Below are 24,219 nucleotides of genomic sequence, written 5' to 3' on the forward strand. Positions count from 1 at the left end.
CCACAAGAGCATTTTGCACCGCAGCGCGGATATTGCGATGGCTTCATGGCGAAGGCAGAGAGTAACGTCATAATATATCGTGAACGAATTATTGTTGCAGACTTGAAAGCACAATGACTGGATTTTGGCAGGTCATGCCGAAGGTCTTCAAAAAATCGGGATAGACAGAAAATGTCGGTTCGGCGACCACCTCTCGATCTGCGGGAATTGCTGTTCGTGCGTGTCATCGCGAGGGAGGGAAGTATCCATGGAGCCGCACGGGCGCTGGGAGGCAAACAATCTGCCGTAAGCCGGTCCTTGCGGTTACTGGAAGAGCGACTTGGCGTCTCCCTTTTTCGACGCACGTCGAGCGGTGCCCGGCTCACCCCGGCGGGAGTTGCCTTTCTGCGAGAGGCTGAGAAGTTGCTCGATGGAACAGTCGGACTGTACGAGCGCACGCGGCGTTGGAGCCGGGGCGAGACCGGCGTCATCTCCGTGGGCGTCCAGGGCAGCATCCCACCCGGCCGGATCTCGGCGATACTGGAGTCGTACAGCCTTGCGCAACCCGGTATCTCCTTCACTTATCGGGATAATGCGAAAAAAGAACTGTTCCAGGCCCTGGAACAGGAGGAGATCGACCTCGCGATAATGACGCTGCCCCTGCCCGGCAGCATGGTGGCCACCGTCCCGCTCTGGAGCGATCGTGTCGTTGCGATCATGTCGGCCGAACATCCGATCGCACAGGTCGGAACCGCGTCATGGGCTGAGTTGCATGATGGAATCTTTCTGATCGGCAAGGATGATACCGGCGAGGAACTGCTCGCGCTCTTGATGCGCAAGATGCGGCAGGCGGGATTCGTGCCGGTGACACGTCAGGAGGCGGTCAGAAGCCTGCGGGTCGTCGCATTGGCAGCGGCATCGCTCTGTTGCCGGATGCCTGGCTGGGTTTTCTGCCCGCTGCCATCCGGGAGCGGATCGCGGTAGTGGAAGTCATCGACGGGGACGGATTTTCCCACTTCGCCTATGGCGCGGCTTGGCATCGTGAGCGCTGCCCACCGGCCGCGAGGACAGTCATCCGTTTTCTGGAGCAGCAGGCGACTGCGTTTTAACGGGTGCCCGCCGTGGCTCCTGCCGGAGCTTTCGGAACGCGCGGTCGGAGGTGATAAAGCCACGGATCATGTGCGGTACGAGACGGGCCGGATCGACGGACTGGCCGTTCTGGCTGACCAGGGCAGCATAAGCGACGAGATCGCGATGCAGGTCCGCAGGCAGGTCCACGGTGACACGGACCGGCTTCTCGTCGGGAATTTCGGTGATGCGCAGCTTCGTCATGGAGCCGGTTCCTTTGGGTGCCAGGGTTTCAGGACAAGGTCGCGATTCAGGATAAGCGTGAACGGCAGGCCCGGGCGGTCTGTCAGCGTCGGCTGAATATTCAGGCTGCGATCAATCAGCCGGTTGCCGACCATAGAAAACCCGTTGCTCGCGCCGGAGCGGATGGCCTGCATCAGGTTGTTCTCGTTCCATGACGTCCCGGCCTCGGAGCCCACGCTGAGGAGGGTCGTGACGAGGGCCGCCTTGAACAGTTGCCCCCAATGATTGTTCACCTCATCGGACAGGCCAGACTGGCCGATGGCGTCGCCACCGGGCAGCTTTTCCAGGACGAGGCTTTCGCCATTCGGATAGATCAGCCGCGTCCAGATGATCTGGGTGCGCTGCTGCCCGAAGGAAATGCCGCTGTTATAGGCTCCGAACAGGGTGCTACCCTGCGGGACGAGCAAGAACCGGCCTGTCGGACTGTCATAGACGTTCTGGGTCACATGCCCCACGATCTGGCCGGGCAGATCGGAACTGATCTTCGTGTTCAGCGCGCCGGCAATGACGGTCCCGGCCTGGAGCATATAGGGCGAGGCGGGAGATACGATCCGGTCCGGGCTGACCGTCGCGCGATCCGGCTGACCTGCCAGAAAGGCGCGATTGCCGGTCTGCTGGTCGGGGCCGGTCGGTGATGCCTGTGCTCCGGGAGCGGTGGCCATGACCGGAATCGTCTGCGCAGCCTGGCCCTCCCGCGCCTCGATCTGCGCGAAGAGCCTGCTGGTGCGTGCCGCCTCGATCTCCTGATCGCCACGCCGGTCTCCCATGCCGGAAACCGGTCCCGCGCGACCGTTCCGCTGTGCATCGAGGATCGGCTTGCCGAGATCGCCGGGCAAAGGCGGCCCGAGTTTCGGGGTGGCGGTATAGTCATTGGGGAGTGCGGCCAGCCCGTCGGCCGAGGGGCGGGTGTCGGTGTCCTGTGCCCCCTGGAGCGGCCCCTTCTGCGCACCATTTTGCAGCGCGTAGCCCAGCGCAAGACCGATCGCGAGCATCCCCGCACCACCCAGCGTCCAGATGACGGGGCGCGAGAGCCGGACCACCGGCGGACGCTGCGCGCGCAGCCGCAGATCGGGAGAGGGCGGCGGGGATGATGGTCCTGTTCCGCTTCCGCTTGTGGTGGCTCCCGTATTCCCTTCCGGGCGCTCTTCCGCGCCGCTCATGACTTCCTGCCATCCGTGCGCACGATCCGTACCCGCTGCTCGGAATGCCTGTCGCCCAGCCGCAATTCGGCGGCGGCAAACAGGCGATCGACGATCATCCAGTTCTGCCGGACGCGGTAGTTCACCAATTCCGGCCCGCCATCGGCCCCCAACACGAACAGCGGCGGCAGTTCGCCCTGCCCGATACCGGACGGAAACGCGATATAGACCTTGTGGCCATCGTCAAACGCCCGGCTGGGCAGCCAGGGCGGCGTGCCACCTTTCACCGGCTGAATAGCGTAACGGAAATTCAGCGCATTCAGATCCAGCCCCGCATCCACCGGGGCTGCATCATCGGCGTCGCTGTCCTGCCGATGCAGGGCAATCAGGTCGTCCTCGGGATAATCCCAGGACACCGACGCCATATAGGTCGTGGGTGTCGCCCGCAGTTCGGCAAGGTAGCTCCTCCGGTCGGTATTGACGATCAGATTGGTGATGAGATCCGGTCGCGTCGGCTTGACCAGGATATGCACGCGCCTGGTCGTGCCCGCGCCACTGGTGGTATCGCCGACGATCCAGCGCACGGTATCACCCACCGCGACCGGGCCGGTACCCACCAGTTTTTCACCCGGCTGGAGCATAACGTCGGTGATCTCGCCGGGCGAAGCATAGACCTGATAGAGCGCTCCCGCGCTGTAGGGGTAAACCTGCACCGCGTTCACGTAACCGGCCCGCGTCGGCTGGATGCGAGCGGCAAGATTGGCCTGGGTCACGCGCACGGTAGGGTCAGCCGCCTCGGGCACGACATGGGTACGCCGTAAGGGCGGAAGCGGCTTGAGCTGGCCCGGCAGCGGGAGTGGCTGTGGCACCTCCGCCACCCGCACAGGCTTCGGCGGATCAGGCAGGAGCGTGGCCTGGGCCGCGTCGTCATATCGTATGACGGGTGGATGGTACTGTTGCGCGCAACCCGCCAGGGGCAGGGTTAGCAACGGCAAAGCACGAAGAGCGCGACGGATCATTGCCCGAGTTCCTTCGACCAGTTGATGGCAGAGACGTAGATTCCAAGCGGGTTTTTCCGAAGATGATCAGCGTCGCGCGGCGTGCGCAGAACAACCGACACGATGGCGGTCCAGCGTTCGGTGCCGGTGAACGCGCCGTCACGGTAATGGCGCTCGGTCCAGGCGACGCGGAAGCTGGCGGGCGAGGCCCGGATTACCGAAGCGATGTCCAGCTCGACCTGCTCGTGCCCGATCCGCGAAAACGGATCATTCAGGCGGGCATAATCGTTCAGCGCCACGGCACCAGAAACGCTGGTGAAATTATAGGCGCGCAGCCAGTTATGCCGGACCACGACGGCATCGGATGACAGGGAGCGCACGTCGTGGACGAACTGTGCCAGATACCAGGCAATCTGCGGATCAGCGGGCATGTAGCCGGACGTCGCCGGCGCCACGACCTGCGCCTGACCGAGCGTGTCGACCTGCACGACCCACGGCGTGATGGTGCCGCGCGCGGACTGCCAGACCAGCCCGGCCCCGAGACCTGCGGACAGGAACAGGGAACCGAACGCCATCAACCGCCAGTTGCGGGCCTGCACACGGGCCGAGCCGATGCGCTCATCCCAGATCTGTGCGGCTTTCTGGTAGGGCGTGACGGGCTCGGGCGTGGTCCCGTAGCGTGTTGTGGAGCGACGGAACATCATTCTTTCTCCGAGAGATCGATGGACGTGGACCCGCCCCCGCCATCGGCGGAGCGGATGATATGGGCGGCCTCGGCAGCATGGGTGGCGGCGTTGCGGCGCTTCATCTTTCGCGCCCAGCGGGGCGGCTTGCCGTCGGAGCCGTCGCCGCCATCGGGGCCGCCGCCAGGGTTACCGCTACCGGCAGGCCCGGTACCGGGATCACCTCCGCCGCCGGACGGGCCTGAAGATCCACCGTCACCCGATGGCCTATCGCCTTCTCCGCCGGCGCCCATCGCACCGGCGGCCCAGCGTCCGCCAGCAGAGTAGCTTTCCTTCAACGAGGATGTTGCCGCGCCGACCTTGTTCTTCACGGCGTTCATCGCAGCACCACCAGCGGCGCGACCGACATTGCCAGCCGCCGACGCCATGCCCGCCGCGCCGGTCTGTCCGGCTGCTCCCATGGAGTAGGCTGTCGTGGCGGCACCTGCGACGGCAGCCCCGCCGCGCGCTGCCGCGGCCGTCGCACCAAGCGCGGCAGCGCCCCCAGACGCCAGGGCAGCGGGCGCGGCAACAGCCGCAGCACCCATCGCGCCCACCGCCATTGCGGTTCCGGCCGCTGCCCCGGCACCAAGCTGCGGGGCACCGGAGATCAGCCCATTGGCGAGAGAGCCGCCGAAAATGGCGAGACCCACGATGCAGAGCGACGCCAGAACAACGGACAGCGCCTGGCCGATGGTGGGCGCACTATCACCGTAGGACGTCGTGAACTGCCTGAACAGCACGGAGGCGATGGCGGAAATGACCGCCAGCACCATGATCTTCACACCGGACGATACGACATTGCCCAGCGCCTTCTCGGCCAGGAAAGCGGTGCGATTGAACAGGGCGAACGGGATCAGCACGAAACCGGCTAGGCTGGTCAGCTTGAACTCGACGATCGCCACGAAGAGTTGCACCGCGAGAATGAAGAAGGCCGCCAGCACGATGAACCAGCACAGGACCAGGACGAGGATCTGCACGATGCTGGCCAGCGCACCGAACGAAAACGCCAGTTTACTCGCCGCATCCAGAAGCGGTTGCGCGGCATCGAGCCCGGTCGCCGCCAGTCGGCCGGGGTGCATGAAGTCCGCAATTGCCAGCGTGCCGCCGCCGGCCTTGAGACCGAGGGCCGCGAAACTGTTGAAAACGATCCCCGACAGGCCGCTGAAATGGTCGATGATGAAGGCAAAGAAGCCGATATACAGCGTCTTCTTCACGAGACGCTGGACGATGTCCTCGTCGGCCGCCCACGCCCAGAACAGCCCCGCCAGCACGATGTCCAGCACCGAGAGCGAACCCGCGAGCGACACCACGCTTCCCCGGACCAGACCGAAACCGCTGTCGATCGTGGTCTCGAAGGTATTCAGGAAGCCGTCGATGATGCCGACATTGTCGCTCGCCATTGCTCAATATCCAGAACTTGGGATGGCGACGGCCTGGGGAACATAGGCGTCATACTGCGAGAAATGCTGATATTGGGCTTCCGCACCGGCCTCGTTCGCCGCCTGTCGCGCCCGTTCGAGGTCCGCGGCCCGGCCATTAGCCGCGAGTTCGGCCTGGATGTCGGAAAGCTGGCGAGACTGAAGCGCGAGAAGCTGGTTTCCCGCCTGTGCGGCCTGTAGCGCCCCGGCCGAACTCTGGCTCGCCGAGACCAGTTGCGTCATGGCCGAGCTGTCGCTCGGGATATTTCCTACCACCCGCGCCTGAAGCTTCAGGGCATCCTCGAACCCACCCACGGAATTCTGCCACCGCGTCTGCGCCTGACTGAACAGGGCGCTGTCTGACATGCCTGACGATAACGATGTGTATGACTGCTGGTACTGCTGCTCAACGGACTGGACGCTGTATGCGATATTCTGCGCCTGCGCGAGCAACGCCGTCGTCTGGGAAATCGTCGATTGCAGCGTCGACAGTGTCGAAAGCGGGAGGCTCGCCAGATTGCGACCCTGATTGACCAGCATCTGCGCCTGATTGGCCAGTGACGTGATCTGGTTGTCGATCTGCTGGAGCGTGCGCGCCGCGATCAGCACGTTCTCGACATGGTTCGCGCCATCATACACCGCCCATTGGGCATGGGCGGATTGAGAAGCAGAAACCGTAAAAGCAACGACCATAACGGCAGGAATCAGACGATATCTCACGGCACCTCCCCTTCCCGCAGAAGATCAGCCGCCCACATGACATCACGCGCCTCGAACCAGGCGGGCAGGAACCCAACCCGCCCGTGCTCCGCCAGCACCCGATCGATCAGCCTGTGGTCGTCCTTGCCGGAGGCCGCGCACAGCGCCAGGGCGACAGGGCCGAGCCCCAGTTCGAACAGCCGGTTCCCCCGCTGGGTCTGGCAGTAATATTCCCGCTTGGATGCCGCGCGGGCGATGATGGCGATCTGCCGGTCATTCAGCCCGAAGTCGCGATAGATGGCCGCGATCTGTGGCTCGATCGCCCGTTCGTTGGGCAGGAAGATCCGGGTCGGGCAGCTTTCCACCACGGCAGGCGCAATGCGGGAATTGGCGATATCGGACAGCGACTGGGTGGCGAAAATCACCGATGCGTTCTTCTTGCGCAGCGTCTTTAGCCACTCTCGGAGCTGGCCGGCAAAGTCCCCGTCATCCAGCACCAGCCAGCCTTCGTCGATGACCAGCAGCGTCGGCCTCCCGTCCAGTCGCCCTTCGATGCGGTGGAACAGGTACGACAGAACGAATGATGCCGCGCTGGAGCCGATCAGCCCTTCGGTCTCGAACACCACGACATCGGCGTCACCCAGACGTTCGGCGTCTGCATCGAGCAGGCGGCCATAAGGACCACCGAGGCAGTATGGGGCCAGAGCCTGCTTCAAAGCGTTGGATTGAAGCAGTGCTACCAGCCCGGACAATGTACGTTCCGGCACAGGCGACGATGCCAGGGAATTCAGCGCCGACCAGAGGTGAGACTTCACCTCGGGGGTCAGCGTTACCCCTTCACCGACAAGGATCTGCCCCAGCCATTCACTGGCCCATTTGCGCTCGTCGGGATCGTCAATCTGTGCCAGCGGCTGAAGGGAAACGGCGGAATGCCCATCGCCCTCGTCCGTCAGCCCGCCTCCAAGATCGTGCCAGTCCCCGTCCATCGCCATCGTCGCCGCACGCATGGACCCGCCGAAATCGAAGGCAAAAATCTGCGATCCCGCATAACGCCGGAACTGGAGCGCCATCAGCGCTAGCAGGACAGATTTGCCAGCTCCTGTCGGTCCTGCGATCAGCGTGTGGCCGACATCGCCGACATGGAGCGAGAAACGAAACGGTGTAGCGCCCGCCGTCCTGCCGTAGAAAAGAGGCGGGGCGTTGAAGTGGGTGTCGCGCTCCGGTCCAGCCCACACCGCTGACAGCGGAATCATATGCGCCAGGTTCAACGTCGAGACGGGTGGCTGGCGCACATTGGCATAGATATGGCCGGGAAGAGAGCCGAGCCATGCCTCCACGGCGTTGAGGCTTTCCGCCATGCAAGTGAAGTCGCGGCCCTGGATGATCTTTTCGACCAAACGGAGTTTTTCTGTAGCGATGGAAGCGGAACCATCCCAGACCGTTACCGTGGCGGTGATGTAGGCCTGCCCGACGTCATCAGCACCGAGGGACTGCAAGGCAAGGTCCGCATCCGCCGCCTTGTTGGCGGCGTCGTTATCCACCAGAACCGACGCCTCGTTGGTCATCACCTCCCGAACAATCGCCGTAATGCTCTTGCGCTTTGCGAACCACTGGCGACGGATTTTTATCAGCACTTTCGTCGCATCCGTCTTGTCCAGCAGGATCGCGCGGGTGGACCAGCGATAGGGCATCGCCAGCCGGTTCAGGTCATCCAGGATTCCGGGAAAGGTCCGCGACGGGAAACCGGTGATCGTCAGCGTTTTCAGGAAGGCATCGCCGAGTTTTGGCTCCAACCCGCCCGAAAGCGGCTGATCGACCAGCAGCGCGTCAAGATGCATAGGGATTTCCGGCACCCGGACACGCTGGTTCCGCGTCGAAATGGTCGAATGTAAATAGGTCAGCGTCTCACCGTCATTGAGCCAGGTGGCCTCGGGCATGAAACCGTCCAGCAACGCCAGCATCCGGTCGGAGCGATCCACGAACGCATGGAGCATGCCGTGTGGGTCCGGCCCTTCGCGCTCCCTGCCCTCGAACAGGAACCGGGCAGCGCGATCAGATGATTCCGCCGGTGGCAGCCAGACAAGGGTCAGAAAATACCGGCTCACGAAATGTGCGCCCTCATCCTCGAACTGCTCACGCCGTTCCAGATCGACCATGTGCGAGGCGGCATCCGGAAAATCGCTCTCGGGATAGAGTGTGGCCGGGACGCGCTGCGCCTCGACGAACACCGCCCATCCGGAGCCCAGACGGCGGAGATTACTGTTGAGCCGTGCGGTGACACCGACCAGTTCGGCGGGCGTGGCGCTGTCCATATCGGGGCCACGGATGCGCGCCGTGCGCTGGAAACTGCCGTCCTTGTTCAGGACCACACCCTTTTCGACCAGCGCGGCCCAGGGCAGGAAATCAGATAGAAGGGCACTGCGATTACGGTACTCGCCAAGGGACATCATGGCCGATCTCCCCTATGCCCGCAGCCAGGCGGGATAGCGGAGATGCCGCCGCCCGACCTCGATGAACAGCGGATCGCGTTTCGCGCCCCAGAGCGCCAGCCCGTGGCCGACGATCCAGAAGGCGGCCCCGATCAGCCAGAGACGCAGGCCGAGTGTTATGGCCGCCGCCAGCGTGCCATTGGCGATGGCCACGGCACGGGGAGCGCCACCCAACAGGATCGGGTCGGTCAGGGAGCGATGCACCGGGACATGAAAGCCCGGCACCGCGTCATCGTCGTATCCCGCCATCAGATCAGCGCCCCGCCCGAGAAGGAGAAGAACGACAGGAAGAAGCTGGACGCCGCAAAAGCGATCGACAGGCCGAAGACGATCTGGATCAGGCGGCGGAACCCACCCGATGTTTCCCCGAACGCCAGGGTCAGACCCGTGACCGTGATGATGATCACCGAGATAATCTTGGCGACCGGTCCCTGCACGGATTGCAGGATCTCGTTCAGGGGCGTTTCCCACGGCATGTCCGACCCGGACGCCAGGGCCGAGGAACACCATGCGACCGAAAGCAGCAACATGGCGGAAATGGCGGGCGCGTGCCGACGCACGCGGATTATGGCATGGGTCATTGGGAATCTCCCGAATTCTGGAAGGGATGAATGCGATAGGCGCCGGTGGCGGGATCGAGCCCGTCCACGGTGGCGAGTTCGGAGAGCCGGCGGGCATTGCCTCGCCCGGACAGGACAGCGATCACGTCGATGGTGTCCGCGATCATGGCGCGTGGCACCGTTACCACCGCTTCCTGGATCAGTTGTTCGAGACGGTAGAGAGCGGCGAGCACTGATCCCGCATGCAGCGTACCGATGCCGCCCGGATGGCCGGTGCCCCATGCCTTGACCAGATCAAGGGCTTCGGCACCACGCACCTCACCGATGGGAATACGGTCGGGACGCAGGCGCAGACCGGACCGGACGAGATCCGACAGCGTGATGACCCCTTCGCGGGTCCGCAGGGCAATGAGATTGGGCGCCATGCATTGCAACTCGCGCGTGTCCTCGATCAGGACGACGCGATCGCCGGTTTTCGCGACCTCGGCCAGCAGGGCGTTGACCAGCGTGGTCTTGCCCGTGGATGTGCCGCCTGCGACCAGGATGTTCTTCCGTTCCGAAACAGCGCGGCGCAGAGACACCGCCAGCCCTTCTGTCATGATCCCGGCGGCGACATAGTCATCGAGGGTGAACACCGCGACGGCGGGCTTGCGGATCGCGAAACTGGGGGCCGTCACCACGGGCGGCAGCAATCCCTCGAACCGTTCGCCGGTTGGCAACTCGGCCGAGACACGGGGCGCACCCTCATGCACCTCAGCCCCGACGTGGTGTGCAACCAGACGCACGATGCGCTCGGCGTCGGCAGGTGTGATGGTTTCGCCCGTGTTGGCCATGCCCTCTGACAGCCGATCGATCCACAGCCGCCCATCGGGATTAAGCATGACCTCGACCACAGAGGGATCGGCAAGGTGCCGGGCAATCGCCGGCCCCATCGCTGTGCGCAGCATGGACACGCCGCGCACTCTGGCCCCTTCATGGATGACGGAAACCGACATGACCTTCCCCCGTATGGGCCGCACGCGACGGACGAACAGCGACGGGGATCATTAAGAAAGGCTGGAAACAGCGCGTTTCAACAAGAATTCAGAGGTCGTAGAACGGCGGCGAAACACAGGGCAAAAATACTTGCGGGGTGCGGATTTTACGCCTCCGGTTCATCCCGTGCGCCGGGGTCCAAAACATCCTCCGGGATTTCCTGCTGGAGTCTTGGCCCCTGGGCCAGCCTACGGCCGAGGGCGGCGACAAAATTATCGTAGCGCACCCCGGCCTGCGCGCGCGCCGCCTTCGCGGCCGGTTCGGGCAGCGGCGGGGTCGTGGTCAGCCAGAAACGGATGAACAGCGCTAGTGTCTCCACCGTGATGCCGATATCGCGCTCCAGCCGCGCGAGACGTCGGTCCTGCCGGTCGAGGCGCTTCGATGTAGCAGCCTCGCGGCGCTCTTCCCCGTCGGGCGAGAGGAAGGAAGCAACGGCGGCCTCGACGATCAGCGACATCGGCTGCGCGCGTCGCGCGGCATAGGCAGACAGGGTCTTCATCACATCGGGATCGAGATAGACGGAGATCTGGGCCTTCTTTTTCGGTATCGCCATGTCTGCCTCACAGTCCAAGCTCATCGCCACGGTCGAGCGACGCCTGCCGGGCGATGCCGCGCCTGAGATCGTTCATCCGGTTGTTGCGGGGCGCGATGTCGTCGAACTCATCGACCGGATCGGGCGTGAACTCGTTCTCCAACGGCTCCTTTTTCTCGACAGTGCCTTCGTCCAGTTCGGGCTGATGGCGTCGGGCGGACTGCTTCGGGTCTTCTTCCTCATCGTCCCCTGTCCGCGTTTCGGCCGCCGCATCGGGTGCCGGCGGCCTGGGCGGCAGGGGACGGCTACTCCAGTCGTCCGGGCACCCATCCTTCGGGGGCGTAGGCTTTGGCGGCGGCAGAATGCGTTCCTGGAAGCGCGCATCCTCGAAGTAACGGGCCTTCTTCGCACGGATCGGATAGAGGCCGGAGGTCATGACGATCTCATCCGCTGGCGGGAGCTGCATGACTTCTCCCGCCGTCAGCAGCGGGCGTGCCGTCTCCGAGCGCGAAACCATCAGATGGCCCAGCCAGGGCGAAAGACGGTGGCCCGCGTAGTTCTTCATCGCCTTCATCTCGGTGGCGGTCCCGAGCGCGTCGGAGACACGTTTTGCCGTCCGTTCGTCGTTGGTGGCGAAGCTCACCCGGACATGACAGTTGTCGAGGATCGAATTGTTCGGCCCGTAGGCCCGCTCGATCTGGTTGAGGGACTGGGCGATCAGGAAGCTCTTGATCCGGTAGCCCGCCATGAAGGCCAGCGCCGATTCAAAGAAATCCAGCCGCCCGAGGGCCGGGAATTCGTCGAGCATCAGCAGCACACGTCGCCGCCGCGCCGCGGCATCAAGGTCTTCCGTCAGGCGCCGGCCGATCTGGTTCAGCACCAGACGGATCAGTGGCTTGGTGCGGCTGATGTCCGACGGCGGCACGGTCAGGTAGAGCGTCACCGGGCGATCGGCGCCGACAATGTCGGCGATGCGCCATTCGCAGCGCCGCGTCACTTCCGCGACCACTGGATCGCGATAGAGGCCGAGGAAGGACATGGCGGTGGACAGCACACCCGAGCGCTCGTTGGGGGATTTGTTCAGCAACTCGCGCGCGGCCGAGGCCACGACGGGATGCGGACCGGCGTCACCGAGATGCTTCGTCCGCATCATCGCTGACAGCGTGGTGGCGATGGGGCGCTTCGGGTCCGACAGGAAATTGGCGACACCGGCCAGGGTCTTGTCGGGCTCGGCGTAGAGGACGTGCAGGATGGCGCCGACCAGCAGGGAGTGCGAAGTCTTCTCCCAATGGTTGCGCTTCTCCAGGCTGCCCTCCGGGTCGACGAGGATATCGGCGACGTTCTGGGCATCACGGACTTCCCACTCCCCACGCCGGATCTCCAGCAACGGGTTGTAGGCCGCGGAGGCTGCATTGGTTGGATCGAACAGCACGACGTGGCCGAAACGGGCGCGGAATCCCGCCGTCAGTTCCCAGTTCTCACCCTTGATGTCGTGGACGATGGCCGAACCGGGCCAGGTCAGGAGCGTGGGGATGACCATGCCGACACCCTTGCCGCTGCGCGTTGGTGCAAAGGTCAGGACGTGCTCTGGCCCGTCATGCCGCAGGTACTCTCGACGATAGCGGCCTAGTACCACGCCGTCGGGGTCAAGCAAACCGGCCTGGGCGATCTCCTTGGCGTCAGCCCAACGGGCCGAGCCATATGTCTCGATCCGCTTCGCCTCGCGCGCCCGCCAGACCGAGAGGCCGATCGCAGTAAGCGCAGCCAGGATGCCGCCCGACGCGGCGATATAGGCACCCCGTGCGAAGACCTCCGGCGCATAGGCGTCATACGCATACCACCACCAGAAGAACGCGGGCGGCAAGTAGAATGGAAACCGCAGGATTATGAACCAGGGTCGCCCGAGTTCGGCCTGGAAGGCCAGCTTCCAAGCGATCCATTCGGTCGCAGCCCACATGGTCAGCAGGATGATCGCCAAGACGACGATGATCTGCCCCCAAAGAATCTTGGTGCCCGACATCGGGAGCCCTCCCTTTTAGAGGAGGAAGGAACGGCGGATTCCTGCGTTCAAGTGCTTTTAAGCGTTGTTCGCAGCCGGGCAAACCAGAGCGAAAAAATACTTGCGCTGTGCGGACAAGGTCCGCCCAGCCGATCCTGGGACACACCGGTAGCAGGCGATTCGGACATAGGGCTGAGCTTCAAAAGCACGGTGACGGCAATGACAATGAGGAATGGACGATCGGCAGCGCAGCCTGCCTTCGGATGGAAAATATGTGAAAAATCATAGTATTATTGCACAAAGAGACTTTTCATTTCTCTGGGAAAGAATAACAGAGTGCTGTGCCTTGTGAAGGCCGTGTTGGCCGGCGCCTGAAATGCTGCGACTTCATTAACCAATACTCTGTTGGTTTCCAAAATTCTTGTTGAATTGACGGATATACATCGCGAAGGTGCTGTGCGCACGTGTGCTTACGGAGGGTGACACGGGGATATCCCATGTGTTATTCTGAAATCGGCGTGTCGAAACGCTTTTTGCAACTGGGCGGCCTCCTATGTCGGGTGGCCTGCCGAATAGAACACCCGGACCTATGGTCCTGCGGTGAACAGCCTTGGCTGTTCTCAGCAGGGGAATAGGCAGGAGGTGGCTACGCCCAGTGCAAAACACCTTTCGACCCGCCCGACGCCAGGCGGGTAACGGGGAGTCACGCCCTCAATTCGCTTCCGTCGTCGTCATGTCGTGCGAGGCGGAGAGCGGATTGGCGATAGAAAAAGATGACGAAATTTCCAATGCGTGTTGTGCGTCAGACATGGCAGACGCCTTGATCCGTTCCTTCGGATGGAGTGGAGCGTGGAACAAAGCTCATGCGCATGTGTTGCGATGTGTTGAGGCGGGTCATAGAGACAGCGCGCAATTCTGGATGAATGTACGAAATATCGTGGATCACCTCACGACGTTGGGGCCGCAGGACCGTGACTTAATTCACTGAACGGTCATAGAAAGTATTCGGAGATGGACATCGATTCTGAGGATCAGATAGTCAAATTCTGGATAAAACAGCATCTTCGCGCGCGGTTTGGCAGCATTATCAATGAGGCCGTTCCTGATGCACTTCTATGTCTTCTTCATGGATCGAACGCGTGTACAGATTTTGAAATTACTGATGATCGGCCGGATCCTGACGGACCGACATCTACCGCACAGGAAGGTTAGTGTGGGATTCAAACGCCATGGTTGGCGACAACGGTGAAATGACATAGACAGAAGAGAACATCGGACATCATGCAGGTGAGGTCTTCGGCCTCTGTCTCTCCATGGGAAAGGACTGAAAATGCGCATCAGCGGCATATCTTCGATTATCGGCAATGCGACACAATCCTCATCAGGAGCCGCAACAGAAAAGACAGGAATTCTGCAATCTTCGTCCCTTGACTTCAGCAACATTTCCGCATCGAACCTGCAAGACGTGAATGCAGAACTTTATGATCAGGGGAAAATTACTCTCCGTCAAAGCGGTGAACTCTCACTACTGGACGGATGGGCACTCCAAGGCGTCAATGGCGGCCAGCTTCGCCAGTCATCCACCGGCAATCTCAATGCCTATTCCTTGCTTGATACAATGATCAACTATCAGGAAACGAACGGCATCGGCGATGTGAAAGATACGGTTGCGTCCCTCAAGGCATTGCGCAGCACTCTCGCAGAGTACGATACGAACAATCAGAATAAAACGACAGTCGTCGCGTGAGATTTCTTTATCCGCAGGGATATCGGATCGTGTGAAGTGCCTAAAGTTCGTGGTTGATAGCAAGTTCTATGCTGGCCGCTGCGCGCGGCAAACGGACGGTCGTAGTCGCGCCCCGGCCGCCGGAATATCCATTCAGTTCTTCGTTAATCGGACATCCTGTGTCGGCGACGCAAGCCAGGCCGCCAGTTGCCTGACCATAGATCGTGCGACGCGGCCTGCCCCCAGCAGGGTGGCGCATGCGGGGCCGCACCAGGATCCATAACCCAGCAGCCAGAGACGTGGCTCCCTGACGGCCTGCTGTCCGTTAACGCGAATCAGCCCGTCCGGCTCGATCACGTCGAGCGGCGCAAATGCGGAGAGCGCGGGTCGGAAGCCGGTACACCAGATGATCGCGTCGATGGCTTCTTCCCGCCCGTCGGGCCAGACGACGCCCGTTGCGGTCATACGTACAAACGGGCGCACCGCGTGGAGCACGCCTCGCTCCATGGCGGCGCGCACAGGTGGTACCATGACGATATCGCCAAAACCGCCGGCAGGCATGGCCGACGGGCCGCCGAGAACGCGAGCGGTCGCCCGCTCGAACAGAACCCGTCCATCCACGTCATCGGGCAAGAAGACGGGGTCATGCAGCGTGACCCATGTTGCCTGGGCGACAAGCGACATCTCCGCCAGGATCTGCGCCCCGGAATTGCCGCCTCCCACCACAAGCACACGCCGGCCAGCAAAGGGCGCGGCATTCCGGTAATGGCTGGAATGGAGTTGCGTCCCGCCAAAGAGGTCATGCCCCGCGACATCGGGAATGAAAGGGGCTGACCACGTACCGGTCGCCCCGATAACCGCACGGCTGAGGAAATCACCTGTGTTCGTCCGGACATTCAGGAGTTTTCCTTCCGCGCGCTCCACGCGATCGACCGATACGGGGCGGTGGATCGGCGGCGCATAGCGCGCCTCATACCGGTACAGATAGTCCAGCACCTCGTCGCGGGTGGGGTAGCTGCCATCGGGCGTGTCGGGCATCGGCCAGCCGGGCAGTGAACTGTAGGACGCGGGTGAAAACAGATGCAGGGAGTCCCAGCCGTGGACCCATGCCCCTCCCGCCTGCGTCCCGTTGTCCAGAATGACGTAGGTCAGCCCGGTCCGGCGCAGGAAATAGGACGCGGCGAGCGCTGCCTGACCGCCGCCCACGATCACGACATCGAACGGTTCCGCCATTGCCCGGCTCACAGACTTTCCGGGAGACGAAATTCCGCCTTGCGTTCACTGTAGCGATCCACGAGGTGGTCGGCCCGGTCGCGCAAAAGCCATGTGAACTTCACCAACTCTTCCATGACATCCACCATCCGGTCATAGAGGGGGGACGGCTTCATCCGGTCATCGTCACCGAACTGCGTATAGGCCATTGGCACGCTGGACTGGTTGGGGATGGTAAACATCCGCATCCACCGGCCCAGCACCCGCAGGGCATTGACGGAATTGAAGCTCTGCGATCCGCCCGAGACCTGCATGACCGCCAGCGTGCGGCCCTGCGTCGGGCGGATCGAGCCTTCGGTGAGGGGCAACCAGTCGATCTGGTTTTTGAATACTGCCGTCATGTTGCCGTGCCGTTCAGGGCTGCACCAGACCTGGCCTTCCGACCAGATTGAGAGGTCCCGCAGTTCCTGCACTTTCGGATGGGTCGCAGGCACGGAATCCGCTACCGGCAGGCCGGTCGGGTCGAACACCCGTGTCTCGGCCCCCAGCACCTTCAGGATGCGTTCTGCCTCAAGCACCAGCAACCGGCTGAAGGATCGGGGACGCAAAGAGCCGAAGAGCAGAAGGATACGCGGCGGATGGTCCACACGCGGTTGCGGTTCCAGCCGCGCGAGATCGACCCGTTCAAGATATTCGGGGTGGAGGGCCGGCAAGTCAGGTTCAGTCATTGTGATATCGGTCCATTCGTGCATTACAGGTGGCTGATCCAGGGCAGCCACAGGGCCAACGCCGCGAGCGTGACCAGCAGGACAGGCGGGGTGATCGCCAGTCCGACTTTCATATACTGCCCCCATGTGACCCGATGCTTCTTGGATGCCAGCACATGCAGCCATAGCAACGTGGCGAGACTGCCGATCGGGGTGAATTTGGGGCCGAGGTCACAGCCGATGACATTGGCATAGACCATCAGGTCGCGAGTCAGCGGTGTGATGTCGTGAGCCTGCTGGATCGCCAGCGCCCCCACCAGCACGCTCGGCATGTTGTTCATGACCGACGAGAGAAGGGCCGCCAGAAAGCCGGTGCCGATCGTGGCCGTGAATGTTCCCTGATGGCCGAGCCAGACCAGCGCGGTCGCGAGATAGTCAGTCAGCCCGGCATTGCGCAGGCCATACACCACCAGATACATGCCCAGCGAGAAGATCACGATCTGCCACGGCGCGCCGCGCAGCACTGTACGGACCGGAATGACGTGTCCCCGCCCGGCGACGATCAGGAGAGCCCCAGCCGCAAGACCTGCCACGATGCAGACTGGGATATGGAACGGGGCGGTCAGGAAATACGCGGCCAGGACCAGCGCCAGCAATGGGAACGCGGCGCGGAACACGGCATGATCCCGGATCGCCGTGGCCGGGGCGGGGAGTTCGGCCACGGGATAAGTCGCCGGTACCTGCCGCCGGTACCGCAGCCAAAGCACCGCCAGCGTCGCGCCCAGCGCCACCAGATCGACAGGGACCATGATCGCGGCATAGCGATCGAACGCAATGCCAAAGAAATTGGCGCTGACGATGTTCACCAGGTTGGAGATGACAAGCGGCAGGCTGGTGGTATCCGCGACGAAGCCAGTGGCGATAATAAAGGCCAGCGCCGCAGCAGGACTGAGGCGAAGCTGCGTGAGGATGGCGATGACAATGGGCGTGAGCAGCAAGGCCGCGCCGTCATTGGCGAACACAGCCGCAATGGCCGCTCCCAGCACCACGATCAGCGGGAATAGCGTCCGGCCTCGCCCCTTGCCCCAGCGCACGACGTGCAGGGCGGCCCAATGGAAGAACCCGGCCTCATCCAGCAACAGCGAGATGACGATCAGCGCGATAAAGGTGAAGGTCGCGTCCCAGACGATGTGCCAGACGACAGGAATGTCGTGCCAGTGGATCACGCCAGCCGCCAGGGCCACGGCGGCACCTGTCATGGCGCTCCAGCCGATGCCCAGCCCCCGAGGCTGCCAGATGACAAAAACCAGCGTGGCAACGAAAAGCAGAAGAGCCAGCATCAGGAGATCCGCTTTCCGGATTCATCGACGATCTTCTCGCCGTCCTCTTTGACGAAAGCGCCTCGCTGCGGGTTGGGCAGGATGTCCAGTACCGCCTCGGACGGACGGCAGAGCGCAACACCGAGCGGGGTGACGACGATCGGCCGGTTCATCAGGATTGGATGCGCCATCATGGCGTCGATCAGGTCGTCATCGGTCAGGGATGGATTGTCGAGGCCAAGCGCATCATAGGGCGTGCCCTTGCGCCGCAGGAGATCGCGAACCGAGATTCCCATGCGCGTGATGAGACTGACCAGTTCGGCGCGCGATGGCGGAGTTTTGAGGTATTCGATGATGGTCGGCTCGATCCCCGCATTGCGGATCAGGGCAAGTGTATTGCGCGATGTACCGCAATCCGGGTTGTGATAGATCGTAACGCCGGTTGTCTCGGTGCCAATGTCGCGCAATTTCGTCACCAGACTGGCAGTCTCAAGCTTGGCGATCGGCAACGCGACAAGCAGGGAAATACGATTCTTCAGACCCTTGAACGCCGAGACGAACGCGCGTTCACGGTCGGCATCGGTTCCCGAAACACTACTCGGATCGGGAATGCCCCAATGGGCCGTGATGGGTTTTCCTGGCCATACCGGACAGACTTCTCCTGCGGCGTCATCGCAGACGGTAAAAACGAAATCCATAACGGGAGCGTTCGCAACAGCGAACTCATCCCAGGGCTTGGAACGCAGCCCCTCGGTCGGGTAGTCGAAGCTCGTCAGTACTTTCAAGGCGAGAGGATTGACCTGCCCCTTGGGATGGCTTCCGGCGGAGAAGACTCTGAAATGGCCGGCACCATCCTTGCGCAGGATGCTCTCGGCCAAGATTGAACGTGCGGAATTACCCGTACACAGAAACAAGACATTGAAGACGCGATCGGTCATTGGGGGGCTCACTCGGATGGGCAGCAGGAGGACAGTTCTGCAACCAGTGGCTCACAGAGTTCGGGGCTTCGCCCGCAGCAGTCCTTGACGAGAAACAGCATCAGTTCCCGCAGGCGCGGCAGGCAGGCACGATAGACAATCACACGGCTATGGCGCTGCGAGGTCAGCAGGCCAGCCCGCGTCAGGGTGGCGAGATGGGCCGAGATCGTGTTCTGCGGGACATTGAGATGCCGCGCGACGTCTCCGGCCGGCAGCCCGTCCGGTTCGTGGCGCACCAGCAGGCGGAAGATTTCCAGTCGCGTGGATTGCGACAGTGCGCTCAGGGCTGATAGGCTCGATTCGGTATCCATATATCCTTACTCACGGATATATGGAATATTGTCAAACCCCTTTCGCCCGATGGACCGTTCCTGTCGCCGGATTGCTCAGCGTCATTGCCGATTTCCGACTGGCTGCTTTCCCGACATCGGCCATTCATCATTCTCTATTCCACTGATGGCGGGCCGGCGGGACCGCGCATCACACGGACGCTCGACGATGCCGCCGTCAAGCTTGGGCCTTTGCCTGCCATGATCGCCGATCGGGTGCGTCGCTGCACCCGCCGCGTTGATCGGTGCGTCCAACGTTTTCGGGCTGGCCGTCGCTGCCGCGATCAGCCTGTTCGGCCTGGGCTCGGGCGCTGCGCTCGCGATCGTCGTGGGTGTGCTCGTCGAGGTCCCGGTTATGCTTTCGGTCGTTGGACTCGTGAAGCGCACGCGACTCTGGTATGAGGTGCGTTCAGCCGTCTGAGGGTGCGGCTGACGGGGTCACCTCGGCGAGGGTTTCGAGCAGCGGGCAGCCGCTATTGTCGCCGCGTTCGCAGGCCTGCACCGCCCTCGTCAGCACGCTCGCCATCCGTTCGAGGTCGGCAAGCTTCGAGCGCACTTCTGCCAGATGGTCCTTTGCCAGATCGTGCGCTTGCTGGCACGACTGCGCGCCACCCTCAGCCAGCGTCAAAAACGTCCGGATCGCCTCGATCGAGAAGCCGAGTTCACGGGCTCGGCGAACGAAGCTCAGACGGCGCACGTCGCCTGCACCGTAATGGCGATAACGCCCGCGTCGGATCGGGACAGGAAGCACGCCGATCCGCTCATAATAGCGGATCGTCTCGATGTTGCAGCCCGTTTGGCGTGAGAGTTCGCCGATCGGTATCGTTTCTGAAGCCGGCATGAAGATTCCGCTTGAGTCTGTAGTTGCTACAGATGGTATCGCTCGGTTCGGTCACGCACAAGGATTCGTATGTCGCAACCTCTTCAACCCCGCCCCAAGGGTATCGGTGCCGCCTCCCTCACACTCGGCGGGATTGCGGCGGCATTCGCCGTCGCCTCGTGTTGCGCGCTCCCGATCCTGCTCACGTCAGCCGGACTCGGCGTCGCCTGGCTTTCCGGCATCGCGGTCGCAACTGCGCCCTTCCGCACGCCGCTTCTGATCGTCGGCGCGCTGTTCCTCCTGTTCGGTGCGGTCTTGCTCGGGCGGCAGCAGGTTGCGGCATCGCGTTGCGGACCGGACGGTGTCTGCACGCCGCCGGCGGTCCGGATATTCACCTTTGCTGGCCTGCTGGTCGGCGTCGTGCTGCTCTATCTTGGCTACCGTTATGCCTGACGCCGCGATCGAACTGCGCTCCACGCTCACCTGTCCACATTGTGGGCATCAGGCGACCGAGACCATGCCGACCAATGCGTGCCAGTTCTTCTACGACTGCAAGGGTTGCGGTATGGTGCTCAAGCCCAAGCCGGGCGATTGCTGCGTATTTTGTTCCTATGGAACCGTGTCGTGTCCGCCGGTCCAGGCCGACGGCAAGGATAGCTGCTGCCGTTGATTGGCAAGCCACCGCAAATCAGCGGCGTAGCACCTCAACCGCAATCAGCTTGATCCTGGGCCACAACAACGTCAGCCAGCACCATCATCGCGGTCGCGATGCCCAAGCGGAGTTATTATCGCTGGATCGAGCGTGGCGTGCTCGACGGTTGTCTGGCGACCCTGATCGGGGAAGTGGCCCGCCACAGCGCGCTGCAAGCCCGGCTTCGTCACGCTGCTCCATTCCATTTCGCCCCTGCGGGTGCAGCCCGCCGCTTCTGCGGGCCTCTCGGCTCGCTCTCGTCGCCCACCCCCGCCTCGCGGGAGGTTCATGGGGCTTTTTGGGCAGGGCCGGTGGCAGCGATGATTTTTTCTTCCGACCGCCGTTTGGGACTGGACTGTCAGGATATGTCGCCAGCAACTTCCTGTCCCTCGGCGCGTCTATCTTCAATCCAGGGGAATTTAACTGTCCTTATCGCTACGACGACTACAGTCCGAGCCCCCGGTTCCGGGTGAAGCTCCAGTCGATCCCGCCATCGTCGCGTGCGACGCCGGAGACGTGCTGGCCCCGCTGCTTCTCCAGCGACGGAGTCCATGGTACAAGCTGGAACTGGAGCCCATCATCGATCATCGCATAGCGGCCGGAGGCCAACGTCATGCGTTGACGATACGTGCCGGTGACATACTCACCCGAGGCCGACTGGCTGAACGCCCGGCCTGTCTCGCCGGCGAGCTGCTCTCCGACTTCCCGGACCTCGCGGTCCCTGAGTTTCCCGATCAGGTTGCGCGCAAGGACCACCCCCTGCGTCCGACGTTCGGCAAGACCCTGCTCAATCAGTTGCTCGGTCCGCCGCTCCATCGCCTCGCGCACTTCGGCACCGAAGCCACTCTGGCCTAGCGCCGCGGGATCGCGCGCCACTGCTTGCCGGTCGAGCCAGGTGGCCCCTCGCGCCGTCACCTGATCCTCAATCGACAGGTCAGAACGAACAGCCAGAGCAACGCGACGCTGCCCTTTCCTGTCATCGAAGGCGCGAAGCTCTACAACCGATCCCATGCTGCCATCACCGGTCGCATCGAGATCGGGAAAGCGGATATGATGCGTGCGGCCATCCACCCCGTCGATGACGGCGTAGGCAGTGCCTTTCAGTTCATCGTCCAGCCCGCGATCGACCAGCCTGCCGATGACGGGAACATCAAGGCTTTCACCCCCCAGCACATAGCTCGACGCGCTCCGCTCGATGCCGCGCTCGGTCAGGGAGCGGTGGATACGCTTGATGATGTCGCCGCGCTCCCCGAGTTCGCGGAGCGTCACCTCGGCGGATTCATCCAGCATCCATTGTCCCTGACCGACCTGATGGGCGAGGCCAAGCCCTTCCAGGCTGCGCAGGCGCCCGACCTTCAGGGCCTCGAACGGATCAGGCTGCCGATCCGGCGCTGGCGCCATGTCGATGATGCCGTTGCGGCCCGCGTCGCGGGCAAGTTGCCGGTCAAGCTGGGTCCAGTGCTCGGCATCGACCTGGCGTTCGAGTGCGCGGTGAATTTCGACGTCATTGCGCGGCCCGAGTTCCTGCGTCACCAGATCCTGGGCGCGGGCGCGCAGGCCCTCGCGGATGTAATCGCGGGAGATCACGAGATCGCTGCCATCTTCGGCCACGCCGCGCACGAGGATATGGACATGGGGGTGCTGGGTGTTCCAGTGGTCCACCCCCACCCAGTCCAGTTTTGTGCCGAGGTCTTTCTCCATCTGCCCGACCAGCTCGCGGGCATAGCCCTTGAGGTCGGCCATGTCGGGCGCGTCCTCGGGTGAGACGATGAAACGGAAATGGTGACGGTCGTCCTCGCAGCGCTCGGCGAACGCCTTCGGGTCAGCATCGTCGATGCCAGGACCGAAGAGCCGCGCCTTTTCGCCGTCCTTCGTGACCCCTTCCCGGCGCAGGTAACGCAGATGGGCGGCGAGTGGCGCCTTGCGCCCGCTGTGGCGCACGACACGGGCCTTGACGGTCACGCGGCGGGCACGGCTGGTCAGCAGACGATTGGCCCTGGCTGCTGCGACGCGGCCACGCCCGAAGGACGAGCGGGAACCGCCGCCGCTGCGGCCCGATCGGAACCCACCGCCTCCGGCACGCTGGGCCGAGGCGAGGGCCTGGGCGACGAAGGGCTTGAGCCGCTGGGCGCGCGGCGAGCGGATGCGGCCCAGACGGGGCTGGAAATCATTCTCGCGGGCCATTGGCGCCCCGAATGTGCGAAAAAGGCCGGTGCAACAAGGAAAAGTAGGGTCGGAAAACATTGGAGGAGAGAGAGAAACATTGTGTAGGAAAGGTAAAAACGCTGGAAAACCAACACCCCAACCGAGGCGCAATGTGCGCCCTTTTATCTCGCCTCTTCTTTGCCCAGACCCAGTGCGCCCCCTGATCCCTGCTACGATCCCTCATGAGAAACGCTGGACCACGCCAGACCACGATGATGCGCTGACCTGCGACCGGCTGCGAATGGGCGGTAAGCAGAGGCGGATTCGGCATGGTCATGGTGCCGGCTCCCTGTCAGAAACCGTCACGAACAGGCCAGCGGAGTGCGGTGCAATAGGCGACAGATCGCGTGCGGTGATGTTGGCAGACGCATCGTTCGCGAGTGCGATAAAGATCGGCGCGCGCCTCCATGCCAGGGGATCGGGATGCACCGCCAGAAGCGGTATTGTGTCACCGTTCTGGCCGAGAAGAGGCAGAAGACCGGCGACATAGGCGAGTGTTTCGGGCGGCAACGGGCGATGCCGATCGCGGAAGTCCTCGTAGCGTCCCGGTCCGGCATTATAGGCTGCGAGAAATCCCGGTGAGCCGTAGCGATCGTGCATCTCGCGCAGGTACGCAGCACCCGCGAGAATGTTGTCATGCACATCGAATGGATCACTTCCCAGCCCGTAACGGACACGCAGGTTGGCCCAGGTCGTGGGCATGATCTGCATGAGTCCGACCGCGCCTTTTGACGAAATCGCGCTGGTGTCGCCGCCGCTCTCAGCACGCATCACCGCCCTTATCCAGGCGGTCGGAACGTCGAAACGGCGGACTGCCTCAGCGATCTGGGCAGCAAAAGGATCGGTGCCGGCGAGTGTCGAAACCGACGCAGCCCGTGTCTGGTCGGCAGCAGCCAATACGCCGATCGCGGTGATGCCGACAGCGAGGAAGAAGGCGCGTCGCATCGTCTCAATCTCCCCGTTCGGCGCGCTTTGACGGGCGCGTCCAGTTCAGCACCCAGACCGCGCGGTCGTCGGCGGTGCGGAAGAGATTGGCCCGGATCGGCTGCGTGAAGGCGGGATCGTCGAGGGCTACGGCGATGTATTCACCAGCCCTCTCGCCGGTGCGTTTCCAGCCTGCGCCGACCTCCGGGCCGTCCGCGTCGGTGAGATGGACGCGATAATCCGGAGCATGTTCGGCATCAGAAAAATCGGCCGGAATGAGGATAAGATCCTGCGTCACGGTGAGGGTGCGGATGCGCCCGGCAAAGCCGGTTTTGGTGCGGGTGAAAAGACCGATCTGTGCCATC

26 protein-coding genes and 3 pseudogenes are annotated in these 24,219 nt (G+C 62.9%); 6 read left to right on the forward strand and 23 right to left on the reverse strand.

What is annotated here, in order from left to right:
- Nucleotides 1-171: 171 nt before the first annotated feature.
- Together HKD27_RS16505 and HKD27_RS16510 are read left to right on the forward strand one after the other, a co-directional pair.
- Nucleotides 172-315, forward strand: a pseudogene (locus HKD27_RS16505) (LysR family transcriptional regulator); the annotation flags it as partial.
- A gap of 87 nt (nucleotides 316-402) precedes the next feature.
- The gene (locus tag HKD27_RS16510; RefSeq protein WP_228518504.1) at nucleotides 403-963 is read left to right on the forward strand and encodes a LysR family substrate-binding domain-containing protein; all 561 of its coding nucleotides are present in this window, start codon (nucleotides 403-405) and stop codon (nucleotides 961-963) included.
- An 87-nt stretch (nucleotides 964-1,050) separates the two neighbouring features.
- Here the strand turns inward: HKD27_RS16510 and HKD27_RS13465 are convergent, their stop codons facing one another.
- The 12 genes from HKD27_RS13465 to HKD27_RS13520 form a co-directional block, all read right to left on the reverse strand.
- The gene (locus HKD27_RS13465; protein WP_010516380.1) at nucleotides 1,051-1,311 is read right to left on the reverse strand and encodes a DUF2274 domain-containing protein; all 261 of its coding nucleotides are present in this window, start codon (nucleotides 1,309-1,311) and stop codon (nucleotides 1,051-1,053) included.
- Entirely contained in the window at nucleotides 1,308-2,510 is a 1,203-nt protein-coding gene (locus HKD27_RS13470; protein WP_010516382.1) for a TrbI/VirB10 family protein, read from the reverse strand. The genes HKD27_RS13465 and HKD27_RS13470 overlap by 4 nt, the downstream gene beginning before the upstream one ends.
- A complete protein-coding gene (gene trbG / locus HKD27_RS13475) occupies nucleotides 2,507-3,508 on the reverse strand; it encodes a P-type conjugative transfer protein TrbG (protein ID WP_029329730.1) in 1,002 nt (333 codons plus the stop codon). Before trbG ends, HKD27_RS13470 begins: the two co-directional genes overlap by 4 nt.
- Entirely contained in the window at nucleotides 3,505-4,188 is a 684-nt protein-coding gene (gene trbF / locus HKD27_RS13480) for a conjugal transfer protein TrbF (RefSeq protein ID WP_010516386.1), read from the reverse strand. The genes trbG and trbF overlap by 4 nt, the downstream gene beginning before the upstream one ends.
- Nucleotides 4,188-5,612 carry a P-type conjugative transfer protein TrbL gene (gene trbL / locus HKD27_RS13485; protein ID WP_077813798.1) on the reverse strand — a complete coding sequence of 475 codons (1,425 nt, stop codon included), beginning with the start codon at nucleotides 5,610-5,612 and terminating at the stop codon, nucleotides 4,188-4,190. The genes trbF and trbL overlap by 1 nt, the downstream gene beginning before the upstream one ends.
- A 3-nt stretch (nucleotides 5,613-5,615) precedes the next feature.
- On the reverse strand, nucleotides 5,616-6,323 hold the full coding sequence (gene trbJ, locus HKD27_RS13490; protein ID WP_077814490.1) for a P-type conjugative transfer protein TrbJ: 708 nt from the start codon (nucleotides 6,321-6,323) through the stop codon (nucleotides 5,616-5,618).
- Between the two features lie 23 nt (nucleotides 6,324-6,346).
- Nucleotides 6,347-8,779 (reverse strand): conjugal transfer protein TrbE, encoded by a 2,433-nt coding sequence (gene trbE, locus HKD27_RS13495; RefSeq protein WP_110912913.1) that lies wholly within the window; start codon nucleotides 8,777-8,779, stop codon nucleotides 6,347-6,349.
- A 12-nt stretch (nucleotides 8,780-8,791) separates the two neighbouring features.
- Nucleotides 8,792-9,067, reverse strand: a complete 276-nt coding sequence (locus HKD27_RS13500; RefSeq protein ID WP_110912912.1) for a VirB3 family type IV secretion system protein — start codon at nucleotides 9,065-9,067, stop codon at nucleotides 8,792-8,794.
- The gene (locus HKD27_RS13505) at nucleotides 9,067-9,399 is read right to left on the reverse strand and encodes a TrbC/VirB2 family protein (protein WP_035444205.1); all 333 of its coding nucleotides are present in this window, start codon (nucleotides 9,397-9,399) and stop codon (nucleotides 9,067-9,069) included. Before HKD27_RS13505 ends, HKD27_RS13500 begins: the two co-directional genes overlap by 1 nt.
- Nucleotides 9,396-10,325: a P-type conjugative transfer ATPase TrbB gene (gene trbB, locus HKD27_RS13510; protein WP_031241578.1), complete on the reverse strand. Its 930-nt coding sequence runs from the start codon at nucleotides 10,323-10,325 to the stop codon at nucleotides 9,396-9,398. The genes HKD27_RS13505 and trbB overlap by 4 nt, the downstream gene beginning before the upstream one ends.
- Before the next feature lie 194 nt (nucleotides 10,326-10,519).
- Nucleotides 10,520-10,966: a hypothetical protein gene (locus HKD27_RS13515; RefSeq protein ID WP_023979799.1), complete on the reverse strand. Its 447-nt coding sequence runs from the start codon at nucleotides 10,964-10,966 to the stop codon at nucleotides 10,520-10,522.
- A gap of 7 nt (nucleotides 10,967-10,973) precedes the next feature.
- Nucleotides 10,974-12,965, reverse strand: coding sequence for a conjugal transfer protein TraG (locus tag HKD27_RS13520; protein WP_173574329.1), 1,992 nt, complete (start codon nucleotides 12,963-12,965; stop codon nucleotides 10,974-10,976).
- A gap of 1,309 nt (nucleotides 12,966-14,274) precedes the next feature.
- Between HKD27_RS13520 and HKD27_RS13525 the strand changes: the two genes are divergently transcribed.
- A complete protein-coding gene (locus HKD27_RS13525) occupies nucleotides 14,275-14,691 on the forward strand; it encodes a hypothetical protein (RefSeq protein ID WP_062497118.1) in 417 nt (138 codons plus the stop codon).
- A 132-nt stretch (nucleotides 14,692-14,823) separates the two neighbouring features.
- Here the strand turns inward: HKD27_RS13525 and HKD27_RS13530 are convergent, their stop codons facing one another.
- The 6 genes and pseudogenes from HKD27_RS13530 to HKD27_RS13550 form a co-directional block, all read right to left on the reverse strand.
- Entirely contained in the window at nucleotides 14,824-15,903 is a 1,080-nt protein-coding gene (locus HKD27_RS13530) for an ArsO family NAD(P)H-dependent flavin-containing monooxygenase (RefSeq protein WP_062497120.1), read from the reverse strand.
- Between the two features lie 8 nt (nucleotides 15,904-15,911).
- Complete coding sequence (gene arsH, locus HKD27_RS13535) at nucleotides 15,912-16,610, reverse strand: arsenical resistance protein ArsH (RefSeq protein WP_110912971.1); 699 nt, start codon at nucleotides 16,608-16,610, stop codon at nucleotides 15,912-15,914.
- Between the two features lie 23 nt (nucleotides 16,611-16,633).
- Nucleotides 16,634-17,929 carry an arsenic transporter gene (locus tag HKD27_RS13540; RefSeq protein WP_062497122.1) on the reverse strand — a complete coding sequence of 432 codons (1,296 nt, stop codon included), beginning with the start codon at nucleotides 17,927-17,929 and terminating at the stop codon, nucleotides 16,634-16,636.
- Nucleotides 17,929-18,366, reverse strand: a complete 438-nt coding sequence (gene arsC, locus HKD27_RS16515; RefSeq protein ID WP_231100611.1) for an arsenate reductase (glutaredoxin) — start codon at nucleotides 18,364-18,366, stop codon at nucleotides 17,929-17,931. The genes HKD27_RS13540 and arsC overlap by 1 nt, the downstream gene beginning before the upstream one ends.
- Nucleotides 18,361-18,846, reverse strand: a pseudogene (locus tag HKD27_RS16520) (arsenate reductase ArsC); the annotation flags it as partial. The pseudogene HKD27_RS16520 and the gene arsC, both read right to left, overlap by 6 nt.
- 8 nt (nucleotides 18,847-18,854) lie before the next feature.
- Entirely contained in the window at nucleotides 18,855-19,196 is a 342-nt protein-coding gene (locus HKD27_RS13550; RefSeq protein ID WP_062497124.1) for a helix-turn-helix transcriptional regulator, read from the reverse strand.
- A gap of 238 nt (nucleotides 19,197-19,434) precedes the next feature.
- Here HKD27_RS13550 and HKD27_RS13555 point away from each other — a divergent pair.
- Nucleotides 19,435-19,635 (forward strand): annotated as a pseudogene (locus HKD27_RS13555) (arsenical-resistance protein); the annotation flags it as partial.
- Here HKD27_RS13555 and HKD27_RS13560 read toward each other — a convergent pair.
- Nucleotides 19,624-20,055, reverse strand: coding sequence for a helix-turn-helix domain-containing protein (locus tag HKD27_RS13560; protein WP_062497128.1), 432 nt, complete (start codon nucleotides 20,053-20,055; stop codon nucleotides 19,624-19,626). The pseudogene HKD27_RS13555 and the gene HKD27_RS13560 sit on opposite strands and share 12 nt — an antisense overlap.
- A 69-nt stretch (nucleotides 20,056-20,124) precedes the next feature.
- On the opposite strand from HKD27_RS13560, the gene HKD27_RS13565 reads away from it, so the two are divergent.
- Both HKD27_RS13565 and HKD27_RS13570 read left to right on the forward strand, forming a co-directional pair.
- The gene (locus tag HKD27_RS13565) at nucleotides 20,125-20,487 is read left to right on the forward strand and encodes a mercuric reductase (protein WP_062497130.1); all 363 of its coding nucleotides are present in this window, start codon (nucleotides 20,125-20,127) and stop codon (nucleotides 20,485-20,487) included.
- Nucleotides 20,480-20,704 (forward strand): GDCCVxC domain-containing (seleno)protein, encoded by a 225-nt coding sequence (locus HKD27_RS13570; protein ID WP_081107315.1) that lies wholly within the window; start codon nucleotides 20,480-20,482, stop codon nucleotides 20,702-20,704. Before HKD27_RS13565 ends, HKD27_RS13570 begins: the two co-directional genes overlap by 8 nt.
- A gap of 71 nt (nucleotides 20,705-20,775) precedes the next feature.
- On the opposite strand, the gene HKD27_RS13575 is transcribed toward HKD27_RS13570, so the two are convergent.
- From HKD27_RS13575 to HKD27_RS13590, 4 genes are all read right to left on the reverse strand, one after another.
- Nucleotides 20,776-20,916, reverse strand: a complete 141-nt coding sequence (locus tag HKD27_RS13575) for a hypothetical protein (RefSeq protein ID WP_155723214.1) — start codon at nucleotides 20,914-20,916, stop codon at nucleotides 20,776-20,778.
- Between the two features lie 253 nt (nucleotides 20,917-21,169).
- A complete protein-coding gene (locus HKD27_RS13580; protein WP_010666219.1) occupies nucleotides 21,170-22,909 on the reverse strand; it encodes a VirD2 family relaxase/mobilization nuclease in 1,740 nt (579 codons plus the stop codon).
- A 294-nt stretch (nucleotides 22,910-23,203) separates the two neighbouring features.
- Entirely contained in the window at nucleotides 23,204-23,875 is a 672-nt protein-coding gene (locus tag HKD27_RS13585; RefSeq protein WP_010666220.1) for a lytic transglycosylase domain-containing protein, read from the reverse strand.
- A 4-nt stretch (nucleotides 23,876-23,879) separates the two neighbouring features.
- Nucleotides 23,880-24,218 carry a DUF736 domain-containing protein gene (locus tag HKD27_RS13590; protein WP_010666221.1) on the reverse strand — a complete coding sequence of 113 codons (339 nt, stop codon included), beginning with the start codon at nucleotides 24,216-24,218 and terminating at the stop codon, nucleotides 23,880-23,882.
- Nucleotide 24,219: the final 1 nt, after the last annotated feature.

It is taken from the genome of Gluconobacter sp. R75690 (assembly GCF_015244525.1).
In the GTDB taxonomy this organism is placed as follows: domain Bacteria; phylum Pseudomonadota; class Alphaproteobacteria; order Acetobacterales; family Acetobacteraceae; genus Gluconobacter; species Gluconobacter potus.

What these genes read in the sequence shown, in the direction of transcription:
- HKD27_RS13465 (WP_010516380.1), bottom strand. Translation starts at nt 1,311, where the DNA reads ATGACGAAGCTGCGCATCACCGAAATTCCCGACGAGAAGCCGGTCCGT.
- HKD27_RS13470 (WP_010516382.1), bottom strand. Translation starts at nt 2,510, where the DNA reads ATGAGCGGCGCGGAAGAGCGCCCGGAAGGGAATACGGGAGCCACCACA.
- trbG (WP_029329730.1), bottom strand. Translation starts at nt 3,508, where the DNA reads ATGATCCGTCGCGCTCTTCGTGCTTTGCCGTTGCTAACCCTGCCCCTG.
- trbF (WP_010516386.1), bottom strand. Translation starts at nt 4,188, where the DNA reads ATGTTCCGTCGCTCCACAACACGCTACGGGACCACGCCCGAGCCCGTC.
- trbL (WP_077813798.1), bottom strand. Translation starts at nt 5,612, where the DNA reads ATGGCGAGCGACAATGTCGGCATCATCGACGGCTTCCTGAATACCTTC.
- trbJ (WP_077814490.1), bottom strand. Translation starts at nt 6,323, where the DNA reads ATGGTCGTTGCTTTTACGGTTTCTGCTTCTCAATCCGCCCATGCCCAA.
- trbE (WP_110912913.1), bottom strand. Translation starts at nt 8,779, where the DNA reads ATGATGTCCCTTGGCGAGTACCGTAATCGCAGTGCCCTTCTATCTGAT.
- HKD27_RS13500 (WP_110912912.1), bottom strand. Translation starts at nt 9,067, where the DNA reads ATGGCGGGATACGACGATGACGCGGTGCCGGGCTTTCATGTCCCGGTG.
- HKD27_RS13505 (WP_035444205.1), bottom strand. Translation starts at nt 9,399, where the DNA reads ATGACCCATGCCATAATCCGCGTGCGTCGGCACGCGCCCGCCATTTCC.
- trbB (WP_031241578.1), bottom strand. Translation starts at nt 10,325, where the DNA reads ATGCTGCGCACAGCGATGGGGCCGGCGATTGCCCGGCACCTTGCCGAT.
- HKD27_RS13515 (WP_023979799.1), bottom strand. Translation starts at nt 10,966, where the DNA reads ATGGCGATACCGAAAAAGAAGGCCCAGATCTCCGTCTATCTCGATCCC.
- HKD27_RS13520 (WP_173574329.1), bottom strand. Translation starts at nt 12,965, where the DNA reads ATGTCGGGCACCAAGATTCTTTGGGGGCAGATCATCGTCGTCTTGGCG.
- HKD27_RS13525 (WP_062497118.1), top strand. Translation starts at nt 14,275, where the DNA reads ATGCGCATCAGCGGCATATCTTCGATTATCGGCAATGCGACACAATCC.
- HKD27_RS13530 (WP_062497120.1), bottom strand. Translation starts at nt 15,903, where the DNA reads ATGGCGGAACCGTTCGATGTCGTGATCGTGGGCGGCGGTCAGGCAGCG.
- arsH (WP_110912971.1), bottom strand. Translation starts at nt 16,610, where the DNA reads ATGACTGAACCTGACTTGCCGGCCCTCCACCCCGAATATCTTGAACGG.
- HKD27_RS13540 (WP_062497122.1), bottom strand. Translation starts at nt 17,929, where the DNA reads ATGCTGGCTCTTCTGCTTTTCGTTGCCACGCTGGTTTTTGTCATCTGG.
- HKD27_RS13550 (WP_062497124.1), bottom strand. Translation starts at nt 19,196, where the DNA reads ATGGATACCGAATCGAGCCTATCAGCCCTGAGCGCACTGTCGCAATCC.
- HKD27_RS13560 (WP_062497128.1), bottom strand. Translation starts at nt 20,055, where the DNA reads ATGCCGGCTTCAGAAACGATACCGATCGGCGAACTCTCACGCCAAACG.
- HKD27_RS13565 (WP_062497130.1), top strand. Translation starts at nt 20,125, where the DNA reads ATGTCGCAACCTCTTCAACCCCGCCCCAAGGGTATCGGTGCCGCCTCC.
- HKD27_RS13570 (WP_081107315.1), top strand. Translation starts at nt 20,480, where the DNA reads ATGCCTGACGCCGCGATCGAACTGCGCTCCACGCTCACCTGTCCACAT.
- HKD27_RS13580 (WP_010666219.1), bottom strand. Translation starts at nt 22,909, where the DNA reads ATGGCCCGCGAGAATGATTTCCAGCCCCGTCTGGGCCGCATCCGCTCG.
- HKD27_RS13585 (WP_010666220.1), bottom strand. Translation starts at nt 23,875, where the DNA reads ATGCGACGCGCCTTCTTCCTCGCTGTCGGCATCACCGCGATCGGCGTA.
- HKD27_RS13590 (WP_010666221.1), bottom strand. Translation starts at nt 24,218, where the DNA reads ATGGCACAGATCGGTCTTTTCACCCGCACCAAAACCGGCTTTGCCGGG.